This window comes from Anaeromonas gelatinilytica (genome assembly GCF_016820635.1).
GTDB lineage: Bacteria > Bacillota > Clostridia > Tissierellales > SIT17 > Anaeromonas > Anaeromonas gelatinilytica.
In genome coordinates this window covers 1-20,132 of record NZ_WSFU01000134.1, presented here as the reverse complement: position 1 = coordinate 20,132, position 20,132 = coordinate 1, and the positions used below count along the sequence as shown (strand labels likewise).

The 20,132-nt window shown below is 29.2% G+C and carries 22 protein-coding genes; 21 read left to right on the top strand and 1 reads right to left on the bottom strand.

The features are described 5' to 3' along the window. Window positions 1–20: 20 nt before the first annotated feature. Window positions 21–1,103 (bottom strand): AI-2E family transporter, encoded by a 1,083-nt coding sequence (locus GOQ29_RS12475; RefSeq protein WP_203372995.1) that lies wholly within the window; start codon window positions 1,101–1,103, stop codon window positions 21–23. 376 nt (window positions 1,104–1,479) lie between these two features. Here GOQ29_RS12475 and spoIID point away from each other — a divergent pair, with 376 nt between their 5' ends. From spoIID to GOQ29_RS12370, 21 genes are all read left to right on the top strand, one after another. Beyond that, window positions 1,480–2,517: a stage II sporulation protein D gene (gene spoIID, locus GOQ29_RS12470; protein WP_203372994.1), complete on the top strand. Its 1,038-nt coding sequence runs from the start codon at window positions 1,480–1,482 to the stop codon at window positions 2,515–2,517. 111 nt (window positions 2,518–2,628) lie between these two features. Continuing rightward, complete coding sequence (locus tag GOQ29_RS12465; RefSeq protein ID WP_203372993.1) at window positions 2,629–3,195, top strand: TetR/AcrR family transcriptional regulator; 567 nt, start codon at window positions 2,629–2,631, stop codon at window positions 3,193–3,195. Window positions 3,196–3,209: 14 nt separating this feature from the next. Next, a complete protein-coding gene (locus tag GOQ29_RS12460) occupies window positions 3,210–3,515 on the top strand; it encodes a hypothetical protein (protein ID WP_203372992.1) in 306 nt (101 codons plus the stop codon). An 8-nt stretch (window positions 3,516–3,523) separates the two neighbouring features. Continuing rightward, entirely contained in the window at window positions 3,524–4,204 is a 681-nt protein-coding gene (locus tag GOQ29_RS12455; protein WP_484477090.1) for a zinc metallopeptidase, read from the top strand. Window positions 4,205–4,354: 150 nt separating this feature from the next. Then, entirely contained in the window at window positions 4,355–5,167 is an 813-nt protein-coding gene (locus GOQ29_RS15105) for a peptidoglycan DD-metalloendopeptidase family protein (RefSeq protein WP_203372991.1), read from the top strand. Between the two features lie 119 nt (window positions 5,168–5,286). Then, the gene (gene spoIIID, locus GOQ29_RS12445; protein ID WP_203372990.1) at window positions 5,287–5,541 is read left to right on the top strand and encodes a sporulation transcriptional regulator SpoIIID; all 255 of its coding nucleotides are present in this window, start codon (window positions 5,287–5,289) and stop codon (window positions 5,539–5,541) included. A gap of 224 nt (window positions 5,542–5,765) precedes the next feature. After that, window positions 5,766–6,770 (top strand): rod shape-determining protein, encoded by a 1,005-nt coding sequence (mreB, locus tag GOQ29_RS12440; protein ID WP_203372989.1) that lies wholly within the window; start codon window positions 5,766–5,768, stop codon window positions 6,768–6,770. Window positions 6,771–6,928: 158 nt separating this feature from the next. Further along, the gene (locus tag GOQ29_RS12435; protein ID WP_203372988.1) at window positions 6,929–8,002 is read left to right on the top strand and encodes a flagellar hook-basal body protein; all 1,074 of its coding nucleotides are present in this window, start codon (window positions 6,929–6,931) and stop codon (window positions 8,000–8,002) included. A gap of 20 nt (window positions 8,003–8,022) precedes the next feature. Continuing rightward, entirely contained in the window at window positions 8,023–8,820 is a 798-nt protein-coding gene (gene flgG, locus GOQ29_RS12430) for a flagellar basal-body rod protein FlgG (protein ID WP_203372987.1), read from the top strand. A gap of 23 nt (window positions 8,821–8,843) precedes the next feature. Next, the gene (locus tag GOQ29_RS12425) at window positions 8,844–9,167 is read left to right on the top strand and encodes a rod-binding protein (protein ID WP_203372986.1); all 324 of its coding nucleotides are present in this window, start codon (window positions 8,844–8,846) and stop codon (window positions 9,165–9,167) included. A gap of 91 nt (window positions 9,168–9,258) precedes the next feature. After that, on the top strand, window positions 9,259–10,191 hold the full coding sequence (locus GOQ29_RS12420; RefSeq protein ID WP_203372985.1) for an AEC family transporter: 933 nt from the start codon (window positions 9,259–9,261) through the stop codon (window positions 10,189–10,191). Between the two features lie 160 nt (window positions 10,192–10,351). Beyond that, the gene (nhaC, locus tag GOQ29_RS12415; protein WP_203372984.1) at window positions 10,352–11,794 is read left to right on the top strand and encodes a Na+/H+ antiporter NhaC; all 1,443 of its coding nucleotides are present in this window, start codon (window positions 10,352–10,354) and stop codon (window positions 11,792–11,794) included. Between the two features lie 18 nt (window positions 11,795–11,812). After that, entirely contained in the window at window positions 11,813–13,024 is a 1,212-nt protein-coding gene (locus GOQ29_RS12410) for a M20 family metallopeptidase (RefSeq protein ID WP_203372983.1), read from the top strand. Between the two features lie 91 nt (window positions 13,025–13,115). Continuing rightward, window positions 13,116–14,654 (top strand): amidohydrolase, encoded by a 1,539-nt coding sequence (locus tag GOQ29_RS12405; RefSeq protein ID WP_203372982.1) that lies wholly within the window; start codon window positions 13,116–13,118, stop codon window positions 14,652–14,654. A 9-nt stretch (window positions 14,655–14,663) separates the two neighbouring features. Beyond that, a complete protein-coding gene (locus tag GOQ29_RS12400; RefSeq protein ID WP_203372981.1) occupies window positions 14,664–15,983 on the top strand; it encodes an AfsR/SARP family transcriptional regulator in 1,320 nt (439 codons plus the stop codon). A 149-nt stretch (window positions 15,984–16,132) separates the two neighbouring features. Next, complete coding sequence (locus GOQ29_RS12395; protein ID WP_207750715.1) at window positions 16,133–16,822, top strand: DUF969 domain-containing protein; 690 nt, start codon at window positions 16,133–16,135, stop codon at window positions 16,820–16,822. Between the two features lies 1 nt (window position 16,823). Further along, a complete protein-coding gene (locus GOQ29_RS12390) occupies window positions 16,824–17,738 on the top strand; it encodes a DUF979 domain-containing protein (protein ID WP_203372980.1) in 915 nt (304 codons plus the stop codon). A 42-nt stretch (window positions 17,739–17,780) separates the two neighbouring features. Beyond that, window positions 17,781–18,422, top strand: a complete 642-nt coding sequence (gene pcp / locus GOQ29_RS12385; protein ID WP_203372979.1) for a pyroglutamyl-peptidase I — start codon at window positions 17,781–17,783, stop codon at window positions 18,420–18,422. 15 nt (window positions 18,423–18,437) lie between these two features. After that, window positions 18,438–18,872, top strand: coding sequence for a gamma-glutamylcyclotransferase family protein (locus GOQ29_RS12380; RefSeq protein ID WP_203372978.1), 435 nt, complete (start codon window positions 18,438–18,440; stop codon window positions 18,870–18,872). A 52-nt stretch (window positions 18,873–18,924) separates the two neighbouring features. Then, window positions 18,925–19,599, top strand: a complete 675-nt coding sequence (locus tag GOQ29_RS12375) for a Crp/Fnr family transcriptional regulator (RefSeq protein WP_203372977.1) — start codon at window positions 18,925–18,927, stop codon at window positions 19,597–19,599. A 90-nt stretch (window positions 19,600–19,689) separates the two neighbouring features. After that, a partial coding sequence (locus GOQ29_RS12370) for an SH3 domain-containing protein (protein WP_203372976.1) occupies window positions 19,690–20,132 on the top strand: 443 nt, incomplete at its 3' end.

Below are 20,132 nucleotides of genomic sequence, written 5' to 3'. Positions count from 1 at the left end.
TAAAATTTATTTAGTAAAAATTAATTGTTATTTTTAAATTTTAGCTTCCAGAGTCTAATACTATGTGTAAATAGAACTCTACATATTCCATAGGTAGGAACAACTAATATCATGCCTATTAAGCCGATTAAACGACCTGCAACTAATATTAAAAACATGATTGTAAGCGGATGCATGTTTAACTTTTTTCCAATTACTTGGGGTGAAATGAGATTACTTTCTATTTGTTGAATAATAACAATTGAAATTATAACAATTAATGCCATTGTCGGTGATTGAAATAATCCTACAATAACAGCAGGAATAGTTCCAATCCAAGGTCCAAAATAGGGTATTATATTTGTAATTCCTGCGATAACAGCTAATAATAATGCATAGTCTAATCCAATAATTAGAAAAGTAATATAGCATAAAACTCCCACACAAAGACAAACTATACCTTGGCCTTGTATGTAAGAACTAAGAGTTTTATCAATATCTTGAAAAATCAATTGAATATCTTTTTTATGTTTTTTATTTAAAATATTTAAAATATATTTTCCTAATTGTTCCCCATCACGTAATAAATAAAATAGAATGAAAGGAATAATTACTAATACAAGTATTGTATTAGCCAATATACTTATGAAGTTTGTCATATTTGTCGCAATATTTTTACCAAGTTGATTTATTAGATTTCCTAATTGAGATATAAGCTCTTCCATGTTTAAAATTTCATTTAAATCATGAGTTTTTATAATATTATTTTGTTGAATATTAATAAAACTCTTTTGAATCTCAGAGATAATAAGAGGCATATTATCCATTAAACTATGAAATTGATTTTGAAGTATAGGTCCTATGATAAATAATAGAGCTATAATAATACATATTAATATAAGATATACAAGTAAAATAGAAATTGTTTTTGATAGTTTTTTATTTATTATTTTTACGAATGGTCTTAATAAATAAAAAAGAAATCCTGCTAGTATAATTGGAATAAATAAAGTCTTAAATAAAACAATAAGAGGAGTAAAAATCCAGTTAATTAGTGAACCTACATATATTATTAAAAATAAAAGAAGAATTCCTATACCAATTTTAAATATCTTTGTATCCATGCTTGTCCTCTCCCTTTTAGTTTAAAAATTTTTATCAATACTTCAAATTATAACAGAAAATCAAAAAAATAAGTTGCATTTTTTGATATCTTTATAGGTATAATCTTTAATTTTGAAATGGTTTTTAAATTACAAAATTTTTATTATTTAAATTTTACTTATTATATCATGTTGAAGTTTTTTCTGTCTAATTTAGTAAATGTTATTATTTACAAATATATGTCGACAATAAATTATTTCCCATGACAATTACCCGGGAAATATACCATAATTCTACAGGGAAATAATTCAAAGATTTCATTCATATATTTTTCCCGTCAATCATACCTTATATATAGTAATATAATACAAATATTAAAAAGAAATGAGGGATTGAATGAAGTCATTGATTGGAATAATAGGATTTGTAATAGTAATAACATTGATAATTCCCATGATTATTTTATTTACATGGAATGAAGATGGGAAGGAAGAGAAAATAGTAGAAGAAAATGAGGAAAACAAAGTAGAAAATATGGATATAGTAGATTCTGAGGAATTATCAGTAGATATATATGATACATCTAAAAAAGAAGTAGAGAATATGCTTTTAGAAGAATATGTTAAAGGGGTAGTTGCAGGAGAAATGCCAGCAAAATTTGAATTAGAAGCTTTGAAAGCTCAAGCAGTTGCAGCTAGGACATATTCAATATCTCGTATAGTACAATTTAAAGATGGACATCCAGATCATCCTAAAGCACCACTATGTAATGATGTTCATTGTCAAGTATGGTATTCAAAAGATAAATTAATAGAGCTTCATTCTCAAGAATGGTATGATAAATATTGGAAAAAGTTAGAACAAGCTGTTGAAGATACTAAAGGAGAAATATTAACATATGATGATAAAATAGTAACTGATCCATTATTTCATTCTTCTAGTGGTGGAATGACTGAGGCATCAGAAGAAGTATTTTCTACGGCGAGACCTTATTTAAGACCAGTAGATAGTCCATATGAAGAAGGTTCTCCTAGTTTGACAGAAGAATTTACTATATCGATAGATGATTTTATATCTAAATTAAAAGAAGCATATCCCACTATAGATATAACAAAAGATAATATTGAGGATAAAATTGATTTAGTAGAAAAAAGTGATACTGGAAGAATAAATAAAGTAAGGATAGATAATGTAGTTATGAGTGGTAAGGAGTTAAGAACATTATTTGGTTTTAACTCAACTAATTTTAATATTAATGTAATACCAAAAGAAAATAAAATAATAGTAAAAACTGTAGGAAATGGTCATGGGGTAGGAATGAGTCAATGGGGAGCTAATGGCATGGCAGAAAAGGGAAGTAATTATGTTGAAATATTAAAACATTATTACACTGATGTTGAAATACTGAAAGTTGATAAAAGTATGATAGAATAAGTATAAAAGTTCTTTAAAGATATAATTACTTTTATTGACAAAAGTTAATAAATATATTATCATGTAAATATAAAAATTTAAATGAACTTTTATTCATAAAGGAGAACTCATATGCCAAAAATAATTAATGATGTAGAACAAAGAATATATGTATCTTCATTAAAGTTGTTTTCAAAATATGGATATAAGGATGTAGATATCAAAATAATAGCTAGAGAATCAGGAATAGCAGTAGGCACATTATATAATTATTATCCTAATAAAAAAAATTTATTTAGATATGTGTTTAATAAAAGTTGGACAGAAACATTTGAAAGATTAGATGAAGTAATAAATTTGGATATAGAAAAGAAAAAAAAGCTTAATATATTTGTAGAAACATTATATGAAGAAATACTAAATAGAAAAGGAATGGGTAATGAATTAATACAAGCAAATATAATGAAAGATGAAGAGAAATGTATAAAGATAGAGTTACTCAATAAAATAAAAAAGCTATTATTCTTAGAAAGAAAAATAGATAGTAATTTAAAATGTAAATATGAAAAAAGATTTTTAGAAACAATATTAGTATCATTTATAATGATGATGATAGAACATCCTAATGAAAAAGAAGAAAATATTGATTATTTATCAAATCTATTATGGAATATGTATTCCAATATAGAAAAATATTAAGTAGAGGTGATTTCATGGAATTATCTAGCATTTTTCAATTTTTAATAATATATATAATATTTAGTAATTTAATAAAAATAGGACTAACGATTCTTAATAGGAAAAAAATTAAAGAAAAAATTGAAGAAAATGAAGAGAAGCAAAATACTATGAAAGAAGGGCAACCACCAATACAAGTAGTAGAGAAAGTGACAGATCCAATATGTAATAGTAGTATAGAAAAAGAAAAATCATATATAATAGTAGAAGATGAAGGTAATAAATATTTTTGCAGCTGGGAATGTAGACAAAGATATTTAGAACAAAAAAATGACAATTAAGAGGTGATATGACTATGTATTTTGGAGATATAGGTTTTATATTGCTGATACCAGCAATAATATTTTCAATGTATGCCCAAAGCAAGGTTAATAGCACATTTAATAAATATTTAAAAAGACAAAGTGAATCAGGATATACAGGATATCAAGTAGCTAGGGCAATATTAGACAGAAATGGTCTTTATGATGTAGATATAGAATTAGTAAAGGGTAGGTTATCAGATCATTATGATCCAAGAAAAAGAGTATTGAGACTATCTAGGGAAGTATATCAAAGTAGTAGTGTAGCATCAGTAGGAGTAGCTGCCCATGAAGTAGGTCATGCTATACAACATTCGGAAGGTTATTTTCCATTAATATTAAGAAATAATATTGCTCCAATAGCAGGATTTGGAGCAAGGTTTGTTTGGTTATTAGTGTTTGGAGGATTGATTTTAGGTATAGGAGATTTAGTATATATAGGGGTATTTTTATATTTAGGAGTAGTAGCATTCCAACTTATTACATTACCAGTAGAATATAACGCATCTAATAGAGCGATAGAGCAATTAAATAATGGAATAATTGCAACAGCAGATATCAAATCGACTAAGAAAGTATTGTCTGCAGCAGCATTGACTTATGTAGCGGCTACATTAGTAGGTATAGCACAACTTATTAGACTTGTATTATTAGCAAATAGAGATTAATTTAAATTTAAATGCCTTAGAGGATAAAATCCTCTAAGGTATTTTTTTTGAAAATTTTATTTAATACTTGAAAATTTTATGTATTAAATTTTGAATATTGTAAATAATAGTAACTGAAATACTTATTACATATATATGGAGGTGTAAAACGTGGATAATGATAAAAAATCTTTTAAGGATAAACTAAAGAAATTAACTAAAAGAGATGCTTTTTATTTAGTATTGTTTTTATGCATATGTATAGTAGGAATTACAGCAGTATGGGTTTCAAGTGATAATTTTAATCGGACTGCTGAATTAGAAGATAATAAAAGTGAAAGAGATTTAGCAGAAGACGATAATGACATAATAGATTATTATCTGGAAAACGAGGAGTCAGAAGATCAACAAAATCCTGATGAAGAGGATGTTGATATAGAAAAAGATACCCCAGAAGAAAAGAAAGAAGTAGAAGAAAATACAAATGAAGAAAACACAAATAATGAACAACAATCTACAGCACCTGAAGAGGAAAAAGAAACGGTAGAAACTATTTCTTCCGGAGGAAAACAAATAGCGATGTTAGTACCTGCTGCAGGGAAGAAATCAATGGGATATGCAGAAGATAATTTAGTATATTCTGAAACTCTAGAACAATGGACTACTCACAATGGGTTAGACATTAAAGCAGAAAAAGGAAGTGCAGTGAGAGCAGTACTTTCAGGTACAGTGAAAAAGATAGAAACTAATGATGAACTGGGAACGGTAGTTACAATTGACCATGGAAACAATCTAGTAACAAAGTATGGGTGTCTTTCAGAAGAAAAAATGGTAGAGGAAGGACAGAAAGTGGAAAAAGGAGATACTATTGGAACAATAGGAGAAGCAGGAGGATATGAATTAGCTCAAGGACCACATTTGCATTTTGAGGTTTTAGAAAATGGTAAAAATATTGATCCAAGCGATTATTTACCAGATTTTTAGTAATAACAGAAATTAAGTAAGATTGATAATTAGTCAATGGTAAGAAAGTGTTCTATTCGTAGAGATAAAAGCATAATAATGTAAAAAAGACGGTGTAGCCATCAAAGGGGGTTAGGCATGTGAAAGACTATATAGAGGAAAGGGCTTTGGAAATTGCAAAATATATTATAGATGAAGAGGCAACCGTACGACAGACTGCAAATATATTTGGAGTTAGTAAAAGTACAGTTCATAAAGATGTAACTGAACGCCTTCCCAAGATAAACCCTCTTATCTCTAAACAGGTAAAGAGTGTATTAGAAAAAAACAAGGCAGAAAGACATATCAGAGGTGGTAAAGCAACAAAAATAAAATATAGTTCTATGAACAAATAAACCTTAAGATGAATAAAAGGACCTATGATATCATAGGTCCTTTTATTCATTCTAAAAAGAAAGAATTAAATTCTTTTAAAAAAAACAAATATTATGAAGGAATTTAGAGAAATATATAGAAGTAATAAAGAAGTGTGTCATTTGTTGGTAAATAAATGATATAATTGATATAATTCATAATAGAAGAATTAATATAGATAAAAGTAGAAAGTGAGGGTTTAAACATGTTTTCATTAAGGGCTGATATGGGAATAGATTTAGGAACAGCAAGCGTATTAGTTTATGTAAAAGGTAAAGGTATAGTATTACAAGAGCCAAGTGTAGTAGCTATTGATAAAAATACAGACAGGCTTCTTGCAGTGGGGGAAGAAGCCAGAAAAATGCTGGGAAGAACACCAGGAAATATAGTAGCAATAAGGCCATTGAAAGACGGAGTTATATCCGATTATCAAATTACAGAAAGAATGTTAAAATATTTTATAAATAAGGCAATAGGTAAATTTCTATTTAAGCCAAGAATGATAGTATGTGTGCCCAGTGGAGTGACTGGAGTTGAAAAAAGAGCTGCTATAGAAGCTAGTAATGAAGCAGGAGCTAAAAAGACTTATCTTATTGAAGAACCAATAGCAGCTGCAATTGGAGCAGGAATAGATATTACTCAACCAGATGGAAATATGGTTATAGATATGGGTGGAGGAACTACTGATATAGCTGTTATATCATTAGGTGGTATAGTAGTGAGTGAATCCATAAAAACAGCCGGAGATAAATTGGACGAGGCAATAGTAAGATATATGAGAAAAGAACATAATATGATGATAGGTGAAAGAACAGCAGAAGAAATGAAAATAAAAATAGGAACGGCATACCCTAGAACACAAGAAGTATCTATGGAAGTGAGAGGACGAAATTTAGTGTCTGGCTTACCTAAGACAATAAAGGTAACTTCAGAGGAAATGCTTGATGCATTAGAAGAAACAATTTATAGTATAACTGATGCAGTACATGCAGTATTGGAAAAAACACCGCCAGAATTAGCGTCAGATATAAGTGATAAAGGAATAATAATGACTGGAGGAACAGCATTAATATATGGATTAGATAAATTGATAAGTGAAAAAACTGGCATACCAGTATATCTTGCAGACGATGCAATATCCTGTGTAGCAAAAGGGACAGGAAAATCTCTCGATTGGATGGAAGCTTTAGAAGATCAGATGATGACATAGAATGGAACAGGGGGACGGTTCTCTGTCCCATTTTTCGCAAAATTCGACATAAGAAAGTACATAAATTCAAAAATAAAGTTAATAATAATTAAAGATTTAATTCAAACATGCCGATAGTATATAAGAGATTTAATTAATACCTAGGAGTGATTGATGAAATGTTTAGAGGTATGTACACAGCTACAACAGGATTATTAAACAATCAAAGAAAGATGGAGGCTTTATCCAACAACTTATCAAATGTTAATACAACAGGTTATAAAAAGGATGGAGTATTATCAGAATCCTTTCCAGAACTTTTATTATCAAAAATTAATGATAATAGTATAGATACTAGTAATAAAGTTTTTAATGGAATAGAACTTCAGCAAGATGGAGATGTATATTCCCTTAAAGCTGATGGAGCATATTTTAAAGTAGATACACCAGCAGGACCAGGATATAGTGATGAGCTAAGATTTACAATAGATGAAGATGGATATTTAAAAACTCAATATAGAGATAGAGATGATAATATTAAAACTGATGGAGAAAATTATGTGTTAGGTAGAAATGGTAGATTACAGGTGACTAATGGCAATCTTCAAGTAGATGAAGACGGAAATATTTTAGCAGGAGGACAAGTTGTAGATAGTCTTGTAACTATACCAAAAAGAAATGTAATAGGTACAGCTGGATTTGGAATAAGAACTGATAGAGTATTTACAAATTTTACTCAAGGCAATTTAATAGATACTGGAAATGATTTAGATCTTGCTTTAAATGGAGATGGATTTTTCAAAATACAAACAGAAGATGGTATTAAATATACAAGAGATGGAAGTTTTAAAATAAACGCTGAAGGAACTTTAGTTACTAGTGAAGGATATCCCGTTTTGGGACAGAATGGAGCTATAAATATTGGACAAAATGAATTTTTTATAGATGAGAATGGAAATGTATTTATAGAAGGACAATTGCGAAATACATTAGATATAGTTACAATAAATAATGATGAATATTTAAGAAAACTAGGAGATAATTTTTATATAATGGCAGAAGGTATTGATGCAGAAGAGGCTCCTTTTGAAGGAGAAGTATTAACAGGATATCTTGAAACTTCTAATGTTAATTCAGTAGAAGAAATGGTAAATATGATATCTACTATGAGAAACTATGAATCTAATCAAAAAGTAGTACAATCCTATGATGAAATATTAGGAAAGGCAGTAAATGATATCGCTAAATTATAGATAGGAAGGAATGAAGGATTATGATAAGATCCCTATATACGGCTGCTACAGGAATGAAATCTCAGCAATTAAATATAGATACTATATCCAATAACTTATCAAATGTAAACACAACAGGATATAAAAGGCAAAGAGCAGAATTTAAAGATTTAATGTATACGGAGTTAAAGAGAGGAAATCCTAATGATGATGAAGGTGCACCAGTAAATCTTCAGGTAGGTCATGGAGTTAAAACGGGAGTGATATCTAGAGACATGACTCCTGGAAGTGTACAAGCAACAAATAATCCATTTGATGTAGCTATAGATGGAGAAGGATACTTTCAAGTTCAATTGCCAAATGGAGAGTATAGATATACTAGAGATGGAAGTTTTAAATTAAGTGTAGAAGGAAATGTATCTAGGTTGGTAACTTCAGAAGGATATTATGTATTAGATAATAATAATAATAGAATAACAATGAATTCTGATATAAAAGATTTAACAATAGATACTCTAGGGAATATTACAGCTAAGAATGCTAATGGTGAAGATGTAGATATAGCAACATTAAAATTAGTTGATTTTGTTAATCCAAAGGGGTTATTAAATGATGGTAATAACCTTTACGAGGAGTCAGCAGCTTCAGGTAATGCAACAGTTTTAAATAATTTTAATATGGATTCAAAGGTATTACATAAATATTTAGAAGCTTCAAATGTACAAGTGGTAGATGAGATGGTAAATATGATAACAGCTCAAAGGGCTTATGAAATAAGTTCAAAATCAATACAAACTTCTGATGAAATGATGCAGCAAGCAAATAATTTGAAGAGATAATATAGATATAGGAGAGGATATAAATGAATATATCAAATTTAAATAACTATACAAATAGTATAGCTAGTCAACAGAATAGATTAGAACAAACTGAAAAAAAAGTAAAAAATATAGAAGAACAAGGAAGATTATTAGAAGCTTGCCAAGAGTTTGAATCTATATTTACTAATATCATGTTGAAGTCAATGAGAAGAACAGTACCGAAATCTTCTCTTATAGAAGAAAGTACAGGAAGAGAAATGTTTGAAGAAATGTATGATGAAAAGTTGACAAGAGAAATAAGTAAAGGAAGCAATGGTATGGGTATAGCGAAGATGCTATATGATCAGATGAAAAACAGAATATAATAACTTTCAATTGTAAAACAATATATTATAATAGAGGAGGAATAACCTTCTCTATATTTTTTTGAGAAGGAAAAGAGGAGAGTAGATTTCAATGGACATATTGTCAGTATTATCCCAAGTATCAGTATTATTTATTTTATTAATCATAGGACTGATACTTAGAAAATTTAATATAATAGATAGTTATGTGGAGAAAGGAATATCTAATTTGGTGATATTTGCAACATTACCAGCTTTACTTATAACATCAATGAATTATGAATTTTCCTCTGATATGTTAAATAATGGCCTGTTGATATTAAGGGCAGGACCTATAATATATGTTATTACTGGGATAATAGCTTATTTGTATATAAAAATAAATAAAATAGAAGGTCAAGAAAAAGGAATATATATATTTATGACTATGTTTCCAAATGTAGGATTTATGGGATACCCAGTAGTAAGTATAGTTTTTGGAGAGATAGGAATATTTTATGCAGCCTTATTTAATCTATGGTTTAATATTTTGTTATGGACATTAGGGGTTATACTTGTAAATCCTAAAAATAATACTAAATTAAGTTTTAAAGCATTAATAAATCCAGGAACAATATCAATATTTATAGGTTTAGCATTATTTTTGTTTTCTATAAATTTACCTACTCCTATATTTGATGCTTTAGATAGTTTAGGAAATGCGACAACACCATTGGCCATGATAGTGATAGGTTCTATGTTAGGAGAATCTACTTTAACCGAGATATTTAAAAATAGGTTCTTAATAGGTTCAACCTTTATAAGACTTGTATTTATACCTGCAGCACTAATGATAATTTTGTCCATTATACCATTGCCTTCAATGTTAGCAGGAATAATAGCTATATTAATGGCAATGCCAACAGCTGCAAATGCAGCAATATTTGCAAAACGTTTTGATTCTGATTATAAGTTGGCTAGCGAAGGGGTATTTTTATCAACATTATTAAGTATAATAACAATTCCATTATTTATATCAATATTGATGAACGTATTAGAATTATAATATGTCTTTTATATTAATATATTGGAAGTATAGAAATGTAATAAAATCTTAAATTAAAACACAAATTTTTAGAAAAATCATAATTAAACGAAAAATAAAACACTTAATCCCACGGCTCTATGATAATATAAAGACAAATAAAAATAAGGGGGATTTATACATGAGTAAAATTAAAGACTCAAAGGAAAAGCGCCCTAGTTCTTTAGTGGCATTATTAATCATTTTATTTTTAATAGTTGCAATGATAATACAAATATTTGTATTAGATGTAGATCATAGTCATATTACATTGATTATAGCATCTGCTTTTGCAGCAGTATTACTTTTATTATCAGGATTTACTTGGGATGATATACAGGAAGGTATATTATATGGTTGTAAGATAGCCATGCTTCCTATGTTAATTCTAATGTTAGTAGGTGTATTAATAGCATCATGGATTCCAGCTGGAACAATACCTACATTAATATATTATGGATTAAAAATCATATCACCAAAGGTATTTTTAGTTACAGTAGCATTTGTATGTTCAGTATCATCAATAGCAACAGGAAGTTCATATACTACAGGAGCAACATTTGGTGTTGCATTTATGGGAGTAGGATATGGTTTAGGAATTCCACCGGCGCTTACAGCAGGAGCGGTTATATCAGGAGCAATATTTGGAGATAAGATGTCTCCATTATCAGATTCAACAAATCTTGCAGCAGGAGTAGCAGAGGCAAATCTTTTTGAACATATTAAGAGTATGGTATATACTACAGGACCAGCATTTATAATATCATTAATCATTTATACTATTATTGGTCTTAGATTTAGTGCAGATACAATAAATAGTGTTCAAATAGATGAAATACTTACAGGATTAGATGCTAATTATATGATAAATCCGGTTACATTATTACCAGCAGTATTAGTAGTTATCTTAGCAGTTAAGAAGGTTTCGGGGTTAGCAGTAATGGTAATAGCCTCATTAGTAGGAGCAGCCTTTGCTATGATATTCCAAGGATTTGGACCAGCAGATTTACTTGAATTTATGAATTATGGTTTCGTATCAGAAACAGGAGTAGAAGCAGTAGATGCATTACTTTCAAGAGGTGGATTACAGAGTATGATGTGGACAATATCCTTAGGATTCATAGGTCTAAGCTATGGTGGAATATTAGAAAAGACAAGGGTATTGGAAGTATTATTAGATAAGATATCTGGATTGGTAAGTAATGTAAAGGGACTTATTACTACCCATGTAATATCATCTATAGCAGTTAATTTATTCTCAGCAAGTCAATATATGGCGATAATAATTCCTGGACGAATGCTAGTACCAGCATATAAGAAATTAAATATATTACCACAGGTAGCTTCAAGAACATCAGAGGACTCAGCAACAGTTACATCACCATTAGTACCTTGGGGATTATGTGGCGTATTCTTTGCAGGAACATTAGGAGTAGCTACAATTGATTATCTGCCATATGTATTCTTAGCATACTTGACCCCAGTAATAGCAATAATCTATGGATTTACAAATAAATTTATATTTAAAGAAGGAGAAATAGATTGTATATCAACATATAAAACAGAAGAAGAAGGAAGAGCCTAAGATTTAGGAGGAATTAAAATGAAGGACAGACATGAAAGTATCATAAATGAAGAAAATATAGTAGAACTTTTATCTCAATTAATAGAAATAGAAAGCCCGTATTTTGAAGAAGAAAAAATAATGAAATTTGCATATAAATGGTGTAATAAGGAAGGATTAAATCCAGAATATCATAATTATACAGTGAATAAGATAATTGAATATGATGGAATAAATGTAGTAGGAAGACTTAAAGGTAAAAAAGATGGTCCAAAGATATATTTAAATGGGCATCTTGATACAGTACAATTATGTGAAGGTTGGACAAGAGATCCTTTTAAGGCAACCATAGAAGGAAATAAACTCTATGGAGTAGGAGCTTTAGATATGAAATCAGGATCAGCAGCTATCATGCTAGCCCTTAAGGCATTTAAAGAAACAGTAAAAGATTTTAATGGAGAAATCTTATATACATTGGTTTCAGATGAAGAAGGGCCTTATGGACTTGGAACTAATGCTTTAATAGAAGAAGGATATACTGAGAATGTGGATGTAGCTATAGTTCCAGAGCCTAGTAGTGGATTTACAGGAATAGAATTCCCTTGCTTATGTTTAGGAGCTAGAGGTGGATGGAATTATACATTAGATTTCACAGGTAAAGCAGCCCATGCAGCATCTCCAGAACTAGGGATAAATGCCATAGCAGATTCATCAAAAGTTATGTTAGAGTTGGAGAAAGCAGAAGGTCTTGAAGATGACAAATTAGGAAAAGGATCCTTAGCTATAATAAGTAGTGAAGGTGGAGGAGCAGCAGCTTCTGTAGCAGATAAAGCTAAGTTTACAGTGTTTAGACATACTGTTAGGGGAGAAGATAAGAATTATTTAATAGAAGAAATAAAGAGTGCAATAGATAGAGCAGATATCAAGAGTAATGTAGATATCAAGTTCAGAGAGGCTCCAAATGAAGGAGCAGAAGCTTTTTTACCTTATACAGTGGATGAAAATAATATATATACAAAAGAAATAAAAAGTAGTATAGAAAAAATATCAGGTAGGAAGCCTACAATAAATTATTTCTCAAGTATGGGTGACTTTAATTATGTTGGTACGAGAGTAAATATACCTACATTTGTATTTGGGCCCCATGGAGAAAATTATCATAGTAATGATGAGTATGTATTCATTGATAGTGTAGTTAAGACAGCAGAAGTAATATATGACTTTTTAATTAGTACATTAAAAGCAAAATAATAGAAAATCCCTTCTTTTCATAGAAGGGATTTTTCCTTTAGTATATAATTAGTATATGAAGAGTTAATATATGATAGAAAGGAGGATTTCCATGAAAGATGTAGATTTGATATTATATAATGGAAATATAGTGACTATAGATAGTAGTAATAGTATATTTGATTGGATTTTAATAAAAGATGGAAAGATATTTGATTTAGGTAAGGGAAATAAATATAAGAAGTATTTAAATGACAATGTAGAAGCTATAGATATTGAAGGAAAAGCTGTTTTGCCAGGATTTTATGACAGTCATGTTCATTTAGTACAAACAGGATTAAATCTTTTATCAGTAGATTTAAGTGATGTTAGGAGTATCTCTGAATTACAGGAAACTATATCAAAAAGGGCAAAGGAAACACCTAAAGGTCAGCTAATAAGAGGAGTAGGATATGACGACTTCAGGATTAAAGAAGGAAGAATGCCTACTAGATATGAATTGGATAAATGTACTACAAATCATTCAGTATGGATAAATAGAGTAGAATATCATATAAGTTCGTTGAATTCTAAAGCCTTAAATAGTTTAAATATACCATTTGATTTAGAAGGAATAATTAGAGATGAAAGAAATCTTCCTGATGGACGATTAGTAGGAAATGCTAGTGCATATATACGAGGACAAATATTTAATAGAATCTCTAATAAACGAAGGAAAAAAGGTGTATTTAAGGCTATAGATTTAGCGATTAAAAAGGGAGTTACAACTATAGGAGCTTTGGAAGGTGGATTTTCTTTTCACAATAAGGATGCAGAATTCATCATAGATAATAAAAATGCATTTCCAATAGATGTAAATCTATTTTATCAAACAATAGATGTAGAGAGAGTCTTAAAAAATAGACTTAATCGCATAGGAGGATGTATATTTTTGGATGGTTCTTTTGGTTCTAGAAATGCAGCATTAAGTCAAGACTATTCTGATGATGAAGGGAATAAAGGTAAATTATTCTTTAAACAAGAAGAATTAAATAACTTTGTATTAAAGGCCCATAAAAATAATCTTCAAATAACAGTTCATGCTATAGGGGATAGAGCCATAGAACAGATATTATTGGCTTATGAATATGCATTAGGCGAATATCCAAGGATAGATCATCGTCATAGGATAGAGCATTTTGAATTGCCTTCAGATGAGCATATAGAGAGAGCAAAAAAGCTAGGATTAGTATTATCAATGCAGCCTGCCTATGAACATTATTGGGGAGAAGAAGGGGACTTATATGATAGACGATTAGGAGATAGAAGAAAAACATCCAATCCTTTAAAGAAAATATTAGATAATGGATTGCTTATAGCAGGAGGTTCTGATAGTGATGTAACAGCAATAGACCCATTATTAGGAATATATACAGCAGTAAATCATCCCAATAAGGAATATTCTTTAGATGTATTAGAAGCAATAAAGCTTTTTACTATAAATGGAGCTTATGCAGTATTTGAAGAAGATATTAAAGGGTCAATAGAAAAAGGTAAATATGGAGATCTTGTAATATTGGATAAAAATCCTTTAAAAATAGATAAAAAAGAAATAAAAAATATAGAGGTAGTAGGAACAATAAAAGAAGGAAATATACTTTATATAAAGTAAGGTGAGAATATGGCTAAACTAGAGATATACTTATTAGGAAGAGTAGAAATATTATGGCAGGGAGAATCTATAATAGATAAATTAAGTCATAAGTTGATTGGTATATTAAGCTATATGGCAGTAAATAGAGAAAACTCCTTTAGTAGGAATAAGATTGCAAATATTTTTTGGGATTCTAGTGATTCCAATTCAAGTAGATATAATTTGAGATATAATATTTGGTCCCTTAGAAAATTATTTAAGGATAATAATATAAAGCAAGATATTTTTATAGCAGATAAAGAAAGTATAAGATTTAATGAAGAATTTAATATATATGTAGATGCAGAAGATTTTCAAAATAGATTAGATAATTTTAGAGCGGATAGTATTGATAATCTAGAACATATAAGGAACCTTTATAAAGGAGAATTTCTAGAAGGATTTTATATAAAGGATTCTTCGCAGTTCAATGATTGGCTATTTTATGAGAGAGAAAGATTTCAGAGAGATTATATAAACGTATTGGCAAAATTACAGGAATATTATAAAAGTACAGAACGATATCAAAAAGCAATAGAAATATTAGAAAATATGATAAATATAAATCCATTAAAAGAAGAATTATATCTTGAATTAATAAAGACATATATTCAACTAGATAATAGAGACTTAGCCTTACATCATTATAATAGGTGTTGTACAGTTTTAAGGGAAGAATTGAATGTAAGTCCAATGGAAGAAATAAAAAATATATATAAGAAAATAAAAAAGGGAGAAATTAAGCCTAAGAAAGAAAAAAAAGTATCTAATATAAGGAAAAAGGAATCAAAATTAAATTTATATTATACAGATAAAAGTGGATTAGAAGATTTATTAAATCGGATAAATGAATCTAAAGATAAAGAGGTAATATATACTTCTACATATCCAGTGGGAAATATTGAATATTATTGGATATCGGAGATTATAGATAAAATAATAGAAAAGCATAAGGAAGAAAGTTTGAAGGAATTCAGAAGGAATTATTGGAATGATTTGTCCATGATAAATTCAATGGCAATGGAATATTCAGATAATATATTATTAAATATATCAAATGAAATAATTAATAATAAGGTATTTAAAGCATTAGAAATACTCATGAAAGAAATATTTAATAACAAAAAAGTATTAATAATTATAAATCATTTTAACGGAATAGATAAAAAATCTTTAGAATTTATAAAATATATATTATATAGAGAGAATATTAAAAATATAAGTATTATATTGATAGATAAGGATAAAGATCATGAAAATATGAAGGAAATAAGAAAATATTTTAAGATTGAGTATTTTATTAAATAAAAACATCAATGATAAGTTGATGTTTTTTTATTATTTGACAAAAGAATATTCAAACTAATAAAAAAATGTATCACCGTATACAGAAATCATTACACTTTTGTAATAAAATAATATTAAAATAAAAAATAATAGAAGAAGGGAGTAGTTATATGATCAAATTAATCGGAATTTTAATTATTTTAATAGGATTTATGTTGAAACTAGATACCATAGCAGTGGTATTGGTAGCAGGAATAGTTACAGGATTAGTAGGAGGATTAGGCTTTACAGAGATATTATCTACATTGGGACAAGCTTTTATAGATAATAGATATATGACAATCTTTTTATTAACATTACCAGTAATAGGTATATTGGAGAGAAATGGATTGAGAGAAAGAGCAGCCTTTTTGATCAAAAAAATACATTCTATGACAGCAGGAAAGGTACTTATAATTTATGTGCTTATTAGAGAGGTAGCAGCAGCATTATCATTACGTTTAGGAGGACACGTTCAGTTTATTAGACCTCTTATATTACCAATGGCTCAAGGGGCAGCAGAAAGTAAATATGGAGAATTGAATGAAGAACAAATAGAGCATCTTAAGGGATATTCTGCATCAGCAGAAAACTATGGTAACTTCTATGGACAAAATATATTTATTGCTTCAGGAGGAGTACTTTTAATAGTAGGAACATTAAGTGAATTGGGAATTGAAGTAACTCCATTGGCAGTATCTAAGGCAGCCATACCATCAGCAATAGCAGCCTTTTTAGTAGCAACAGTACAATACTATTTATTAGATAAGAAATTAGCTAGATTAAGTACAAATAAACAAACAGAGAAAGAGGTGGAATAATATGGTAGATGTTTTATTAGAAGGAATCTATATAATAGCAGGATTGATAGGAATTATGACAGCTATAACAGCTTTTAAAGATGAAGGACATCCTAAGAGAATAGGTACAACAATATTTTGGGGACTATTAGGATTAATTTTTGCAGTGGGTAGATATGTAGATCCAGTAATAATAGGAGTATTATTATTATTCATGGGTGTTCTTACAGCTACGAAGCAAGTAACATTTGGAACATTAAAAAATTCTACAGATGAATTTAGAGAAAAGAAATCAATAGAAATAGGAAATAAAGTATTCATACCTGCATTATCTATAGCAGTAGTAGCATTTGCTATAGCACAATTTACTAGCTTAGGTGGACTTGTAGGGTTAGGATTTGGATCAGTTGTTGCAACGATATTGGCATTAGCAACTACAAAAACAAGTACAAAATATATAAGTCATGATGGAAGTAGATTATTACAACAAGTAGGTTCAGCAAGTATATTACCTCAGTTATTGGCAGCATTGGGAGCATTATTTAATGCGGCAGGAGTAGGAGAAGTTATATCTCAAGGAATATCAGGAATTATTCCAGAAGGAAATATATTAGCAGGAGTAATAGCTTATTGTGCAGGAATGGCTTTATTTACAATGATAATGGGAAATGCTTTTGCAGCTTTTGCAGTTATCACAGCAGGTATTGGGATGCCTTTCGTATTATCTCAAGGAGCAAATCCGGCAATAGCAGGAGTTATAGCTTTAGTTGCAGGATATTGTGGAACACTTATGACACCAATGGCGGCTAACTTTAATATAGTTCCAGCAGCAGTATTAGAAACAAAGAATAAGAATAGAGTAATAATAGCTCAGGCTCCAGTGGCCGTTACATTATTAGTAGTAAATATAGTATTGATGTATGTATTGGCATTTTAATAGACTTTGAAATTAATAGACATAGAATGAAAGGATGATATCATGAAAGTATTAATCACAGGTTTTGATCCCTTTGGAGGAGAAAAAATAAATCCAGCATGGGAAGCAGTAAAAAGAATGAAAGAAGAAATATATGGAGCAAATATAATTAAAGTACAGATTCCTACAGTATTTGGAGAATCTATAGAAAAGTTAAAGCAGGCAATAGAGATGGAAAAACCAGATATCACATTATGTATAGGACAAGCAGGAGGAAGGTTTGAATTATCAGTTGAAAGGGTAGCTATAAATCAAGATGATGCTCGTATTCCTGATAATAAAGGAAATCAACCTATAGATACTCCAATATATGAAGATGGAGAAAATGCATATTTTGCAAAATTACCAATAAAAGCAATGGTTAAAGAAGCTAAGGAGAATAATATCCCCGCAGCAGTATCGAATACAGCAGGAACATTTGTATGTAATCATATAATGTATGGATTATTGTATAATATAGACAAAAATTATCCTGATATGAAAGGTGGATTTATCCATGTACCATTTATATCAGAACAAATTGTAGATAAGAAAAACACTCCATATATGTCTTTAGAAGATATGACTAAAGGTTTAGAATATCTAATAAAAGCAGCCGTAGAAAATGAAGAAGATATCAAAGAGACTGGTGGAAAGATTTGCTAGTAGCAAGGTGATTTTATGACAAAAAAGATATTCGTCTATGGGAGTCTCATGAAGGGATTTTTTAATTATAATAAATATATAAAGGGAAAAGTTAAGATTAGTATTGCGGCTAAGACTAAAGGGAAACTTTATCACTTGTTAGAAAGAGGCTATCCTGCAATGGTAGAAGGAAATCAAGATATATATGGAGAATTGATAGAGATAGAAAATTTTCAGAATAATTTAAAGGTTTTGGATAAATTAGAAAATTATACAGAAAAAAATTTTAGAGTAAATGAATATAATAGAATAATAAAGGATATAGAAGTATTAGAAACAGGAGAAAAAGTAGAGGCTTATGTATATCAATTTAATTTAGAGAATATAAATAATAGAAAAGTCGATACTATTTATATACCTTCAGGAAATTGGAGGGAATATATGGAATCTAAAACTGAAAAGATTATTTAAAGGAGATGCTTAAGCATCTCCTTTTGCAAAATAAATAGAAAGGAATCAAACTATGGAAAAGAAAATATTCAATAAGAATAAACAAGAAGACATGAGAAAATTTTTCCTTACAGAAGTAAAGGATATAGGAGTAATAAGGTATTATGATAAAAATAGTATCATTACATTACCTTCATCAGACTATATAGCAATAGTATTGAAAGGGAAAATAAAAGAAGCATTGATAAGTCCAAAAGGAATATCAAAGTTACTATATATATTACAATCAGGAGAAATAATAGGGGAATTAGATTATTTTGGAGGAGGAAACATAAATATATCTTCTATAGCAATGACTAATGCATGTTTATCTATAATAAATAAGGAAAATTTAGAGAAGGCTTTAAAAGAAAATAATGAATTATATAGATATCTTTTATATAGTTCTTCAAGGAAATTTCGAATAGTAATGCTTCAAATGGAAAGTATGACATTCAATGATTCTTTAGGAGCTTTAGCTAAAGCTATTATTCGTTTGTCTGCCCAAGAAGGAGTTGAAAGAGAAGATGATGAGATAATAGATATGCCTTTAACCCATCAAGAGTTAGCAGAGTTGATAGGGGTATCTAGAGTAACAGTCACAAGAGGAATAAATGTATTTAAAAATAAAGGAATAATAGATATAGAAAACAAGAAGATAGTTATAAAGGATAAAGAAAAATTATCCGGTTATTTTCTTATTTACTAAATCTTTGATAGCTGGTAGAATTAAAATAGAAATATGTAGTTTGTGTTTGAAAATGCAGAAAAAGTTCTAGAAAAGAAAGGGGATGAAAAATTGAAGGGCAAAGTATTAGTATTAGCGTCAGGGGTTTTAGTATTCTTTGCAGCTGCAGATACTGATGTTCCATTATCACCATCAATAGCTATGGCAAGTCAATATGACACAAAGGATGTAGAAGTAGATACTGCTGTTCTGAATGTAAGAAAAAGTCCAACTACTAGTAGTCAAAGAATAACTCAAATAACTAGTGGACAAGTTTATACAGTATTAGAACAATCAGGGAAATGGTACAAGATACAGACATCCAGTGGAATAGGATGGATCCATGGAGATTATGTGTTAGTAGTAGGTAGTTCATCATCAAAGAGCTATCCAGAAATGGAAGTAAATACAGCAGTATTAAATGTAAGACTAAAACCAACAACAAATAGTTATAGAATATCGCAAGTAAAAAAAGGAGAAAAATATACTCCGATAGATGAATCCAATGGATGGTA

Bases quoted from the DNA above. Each gene is read 5' to 3' on its own strand.
- GOQ29_RS12475 (WP_203372995.1), bottom strand. From the start codon at position 1,103: ATGGATACAAAGATATTTAAAATTGGTATAGGAATTCTTCTTTTATTT.
- spoIID (WP_203372994.1), top strand. From the start codon at position 1,480: ATGAAGTCATTGATTGGAATAATAGGATTTGTAATAGTAATAACATTG.
- GOQ29_RS12465 (WP_203372993.1), top strand. From the start codon at position 2,629: ATGCCAAAAATAATTAATGATGTAGAACAAAGAATATATGTATCTTCA.
- GOQ29_RS12460 (WP_203372992.1), top strand. From the start codon at position 3,210: ATGGAATTATCTAGCATTTTTCAATTTTTAATAATATATATAATATTT.
- GOQ29_RS12455 (WP_484477090.1), top strand. From the start codon at position 3,524: ATGACTATGTATTTTGGAGATATAGGTTTTATATTGCTGATACCAGCA.
- mreB (WP_203372989.1), top strand. From the start codon at position 5,766: ATGTTTTCATTAAGGGCTGATATGGGAATAGATTTAGGAACAGCAAGC.
- GOQ29_RS12435 (WP_203372988.1), top strand. From the start codon at position 6,929: ATGTTTAGAGGTATGTACACAGCTACAACAGGATTATTAAACAATCAA.
- flgG (WP_203372987.1), top strand. From the start codon at position 8,023: ATGATAAGATCCCTATATACGGCTGCTACAGGAATGAAATCTCAGCAA.
- GOQ29_RS12425 (WP_203372986.1), top strand. From the start codon at position 8,844: ATGAATATATCAAATTTAAATAACTATACAAATAGTATAGCTAGTCAA.
- GOQ29_RS12420 (WP_203372985.1), top strand. From the start codon at position 9,259: ATGGACATATTGTCAGTATTATCCCAAGTATCAGTATTATTTATTTTA.
- nhaC (WP_203372984.1), top strand. From the start codon at position 10,352: ATGAGTAAAATTAAAGACTCAAAGGAAAAGCGCCCTAGTTCTTTAGTG.
- GOQ29_RS12410 (WP_203372983.1), top strand. From the start codon at position 11,813: ATGAAGGACAGACATGAAAGTATCATAAATGAAGAAAATATAGTAGAA.
- GOQ29_RS12405 (WP_203372982.1), top strand. From the start codon at position 13,116: ATGAAAGATGTAGATTTGATATTATATAATGGAAATATAGTGACTATA.
- GOQ29_RS12400 (WP_203372981.1), top strand. From the start codon at position 14,664: ATGGCTAAACTAGAGATATACTTATTAGGAAGAGTAGAAATATTATGG.
- GOQ29_RS12395 (WP_207750715.1), top strand. From the start codon at position 16,133: ATGATCAAATTAATCGGAATTTTAATTATTTTAATAGGATTTATGTTG.
- GOQ29_RS12390 (WP_203372980.1), top strand. From the start codon at position 16,824: ATGGTAGATGTTTTATTAGAAGGAATCTATATAATAGCAGGATTGATA.
- pcp (WP_203372979.1), top strand. From the start codon at position 17,781: ATGAAAGTATTAATCACAGGTTTTGATCCCTTTGGAGGAGAAAAAATA.
- GOQ29_RS12380 (WP_203372978.1), top strand. From the start codon at position 18,438: ATGACAAAAAAGATATTCGTCTATGGGAGTCTCATGAAGGGATTTTTT.
- GOQ29_RS12375 (WP_203372977.1), top strand. From the start codon at position 18,925: ATGGAAAAGAAAATATTCAATAAGAATAAACAAGAAGACATGAGAAAA.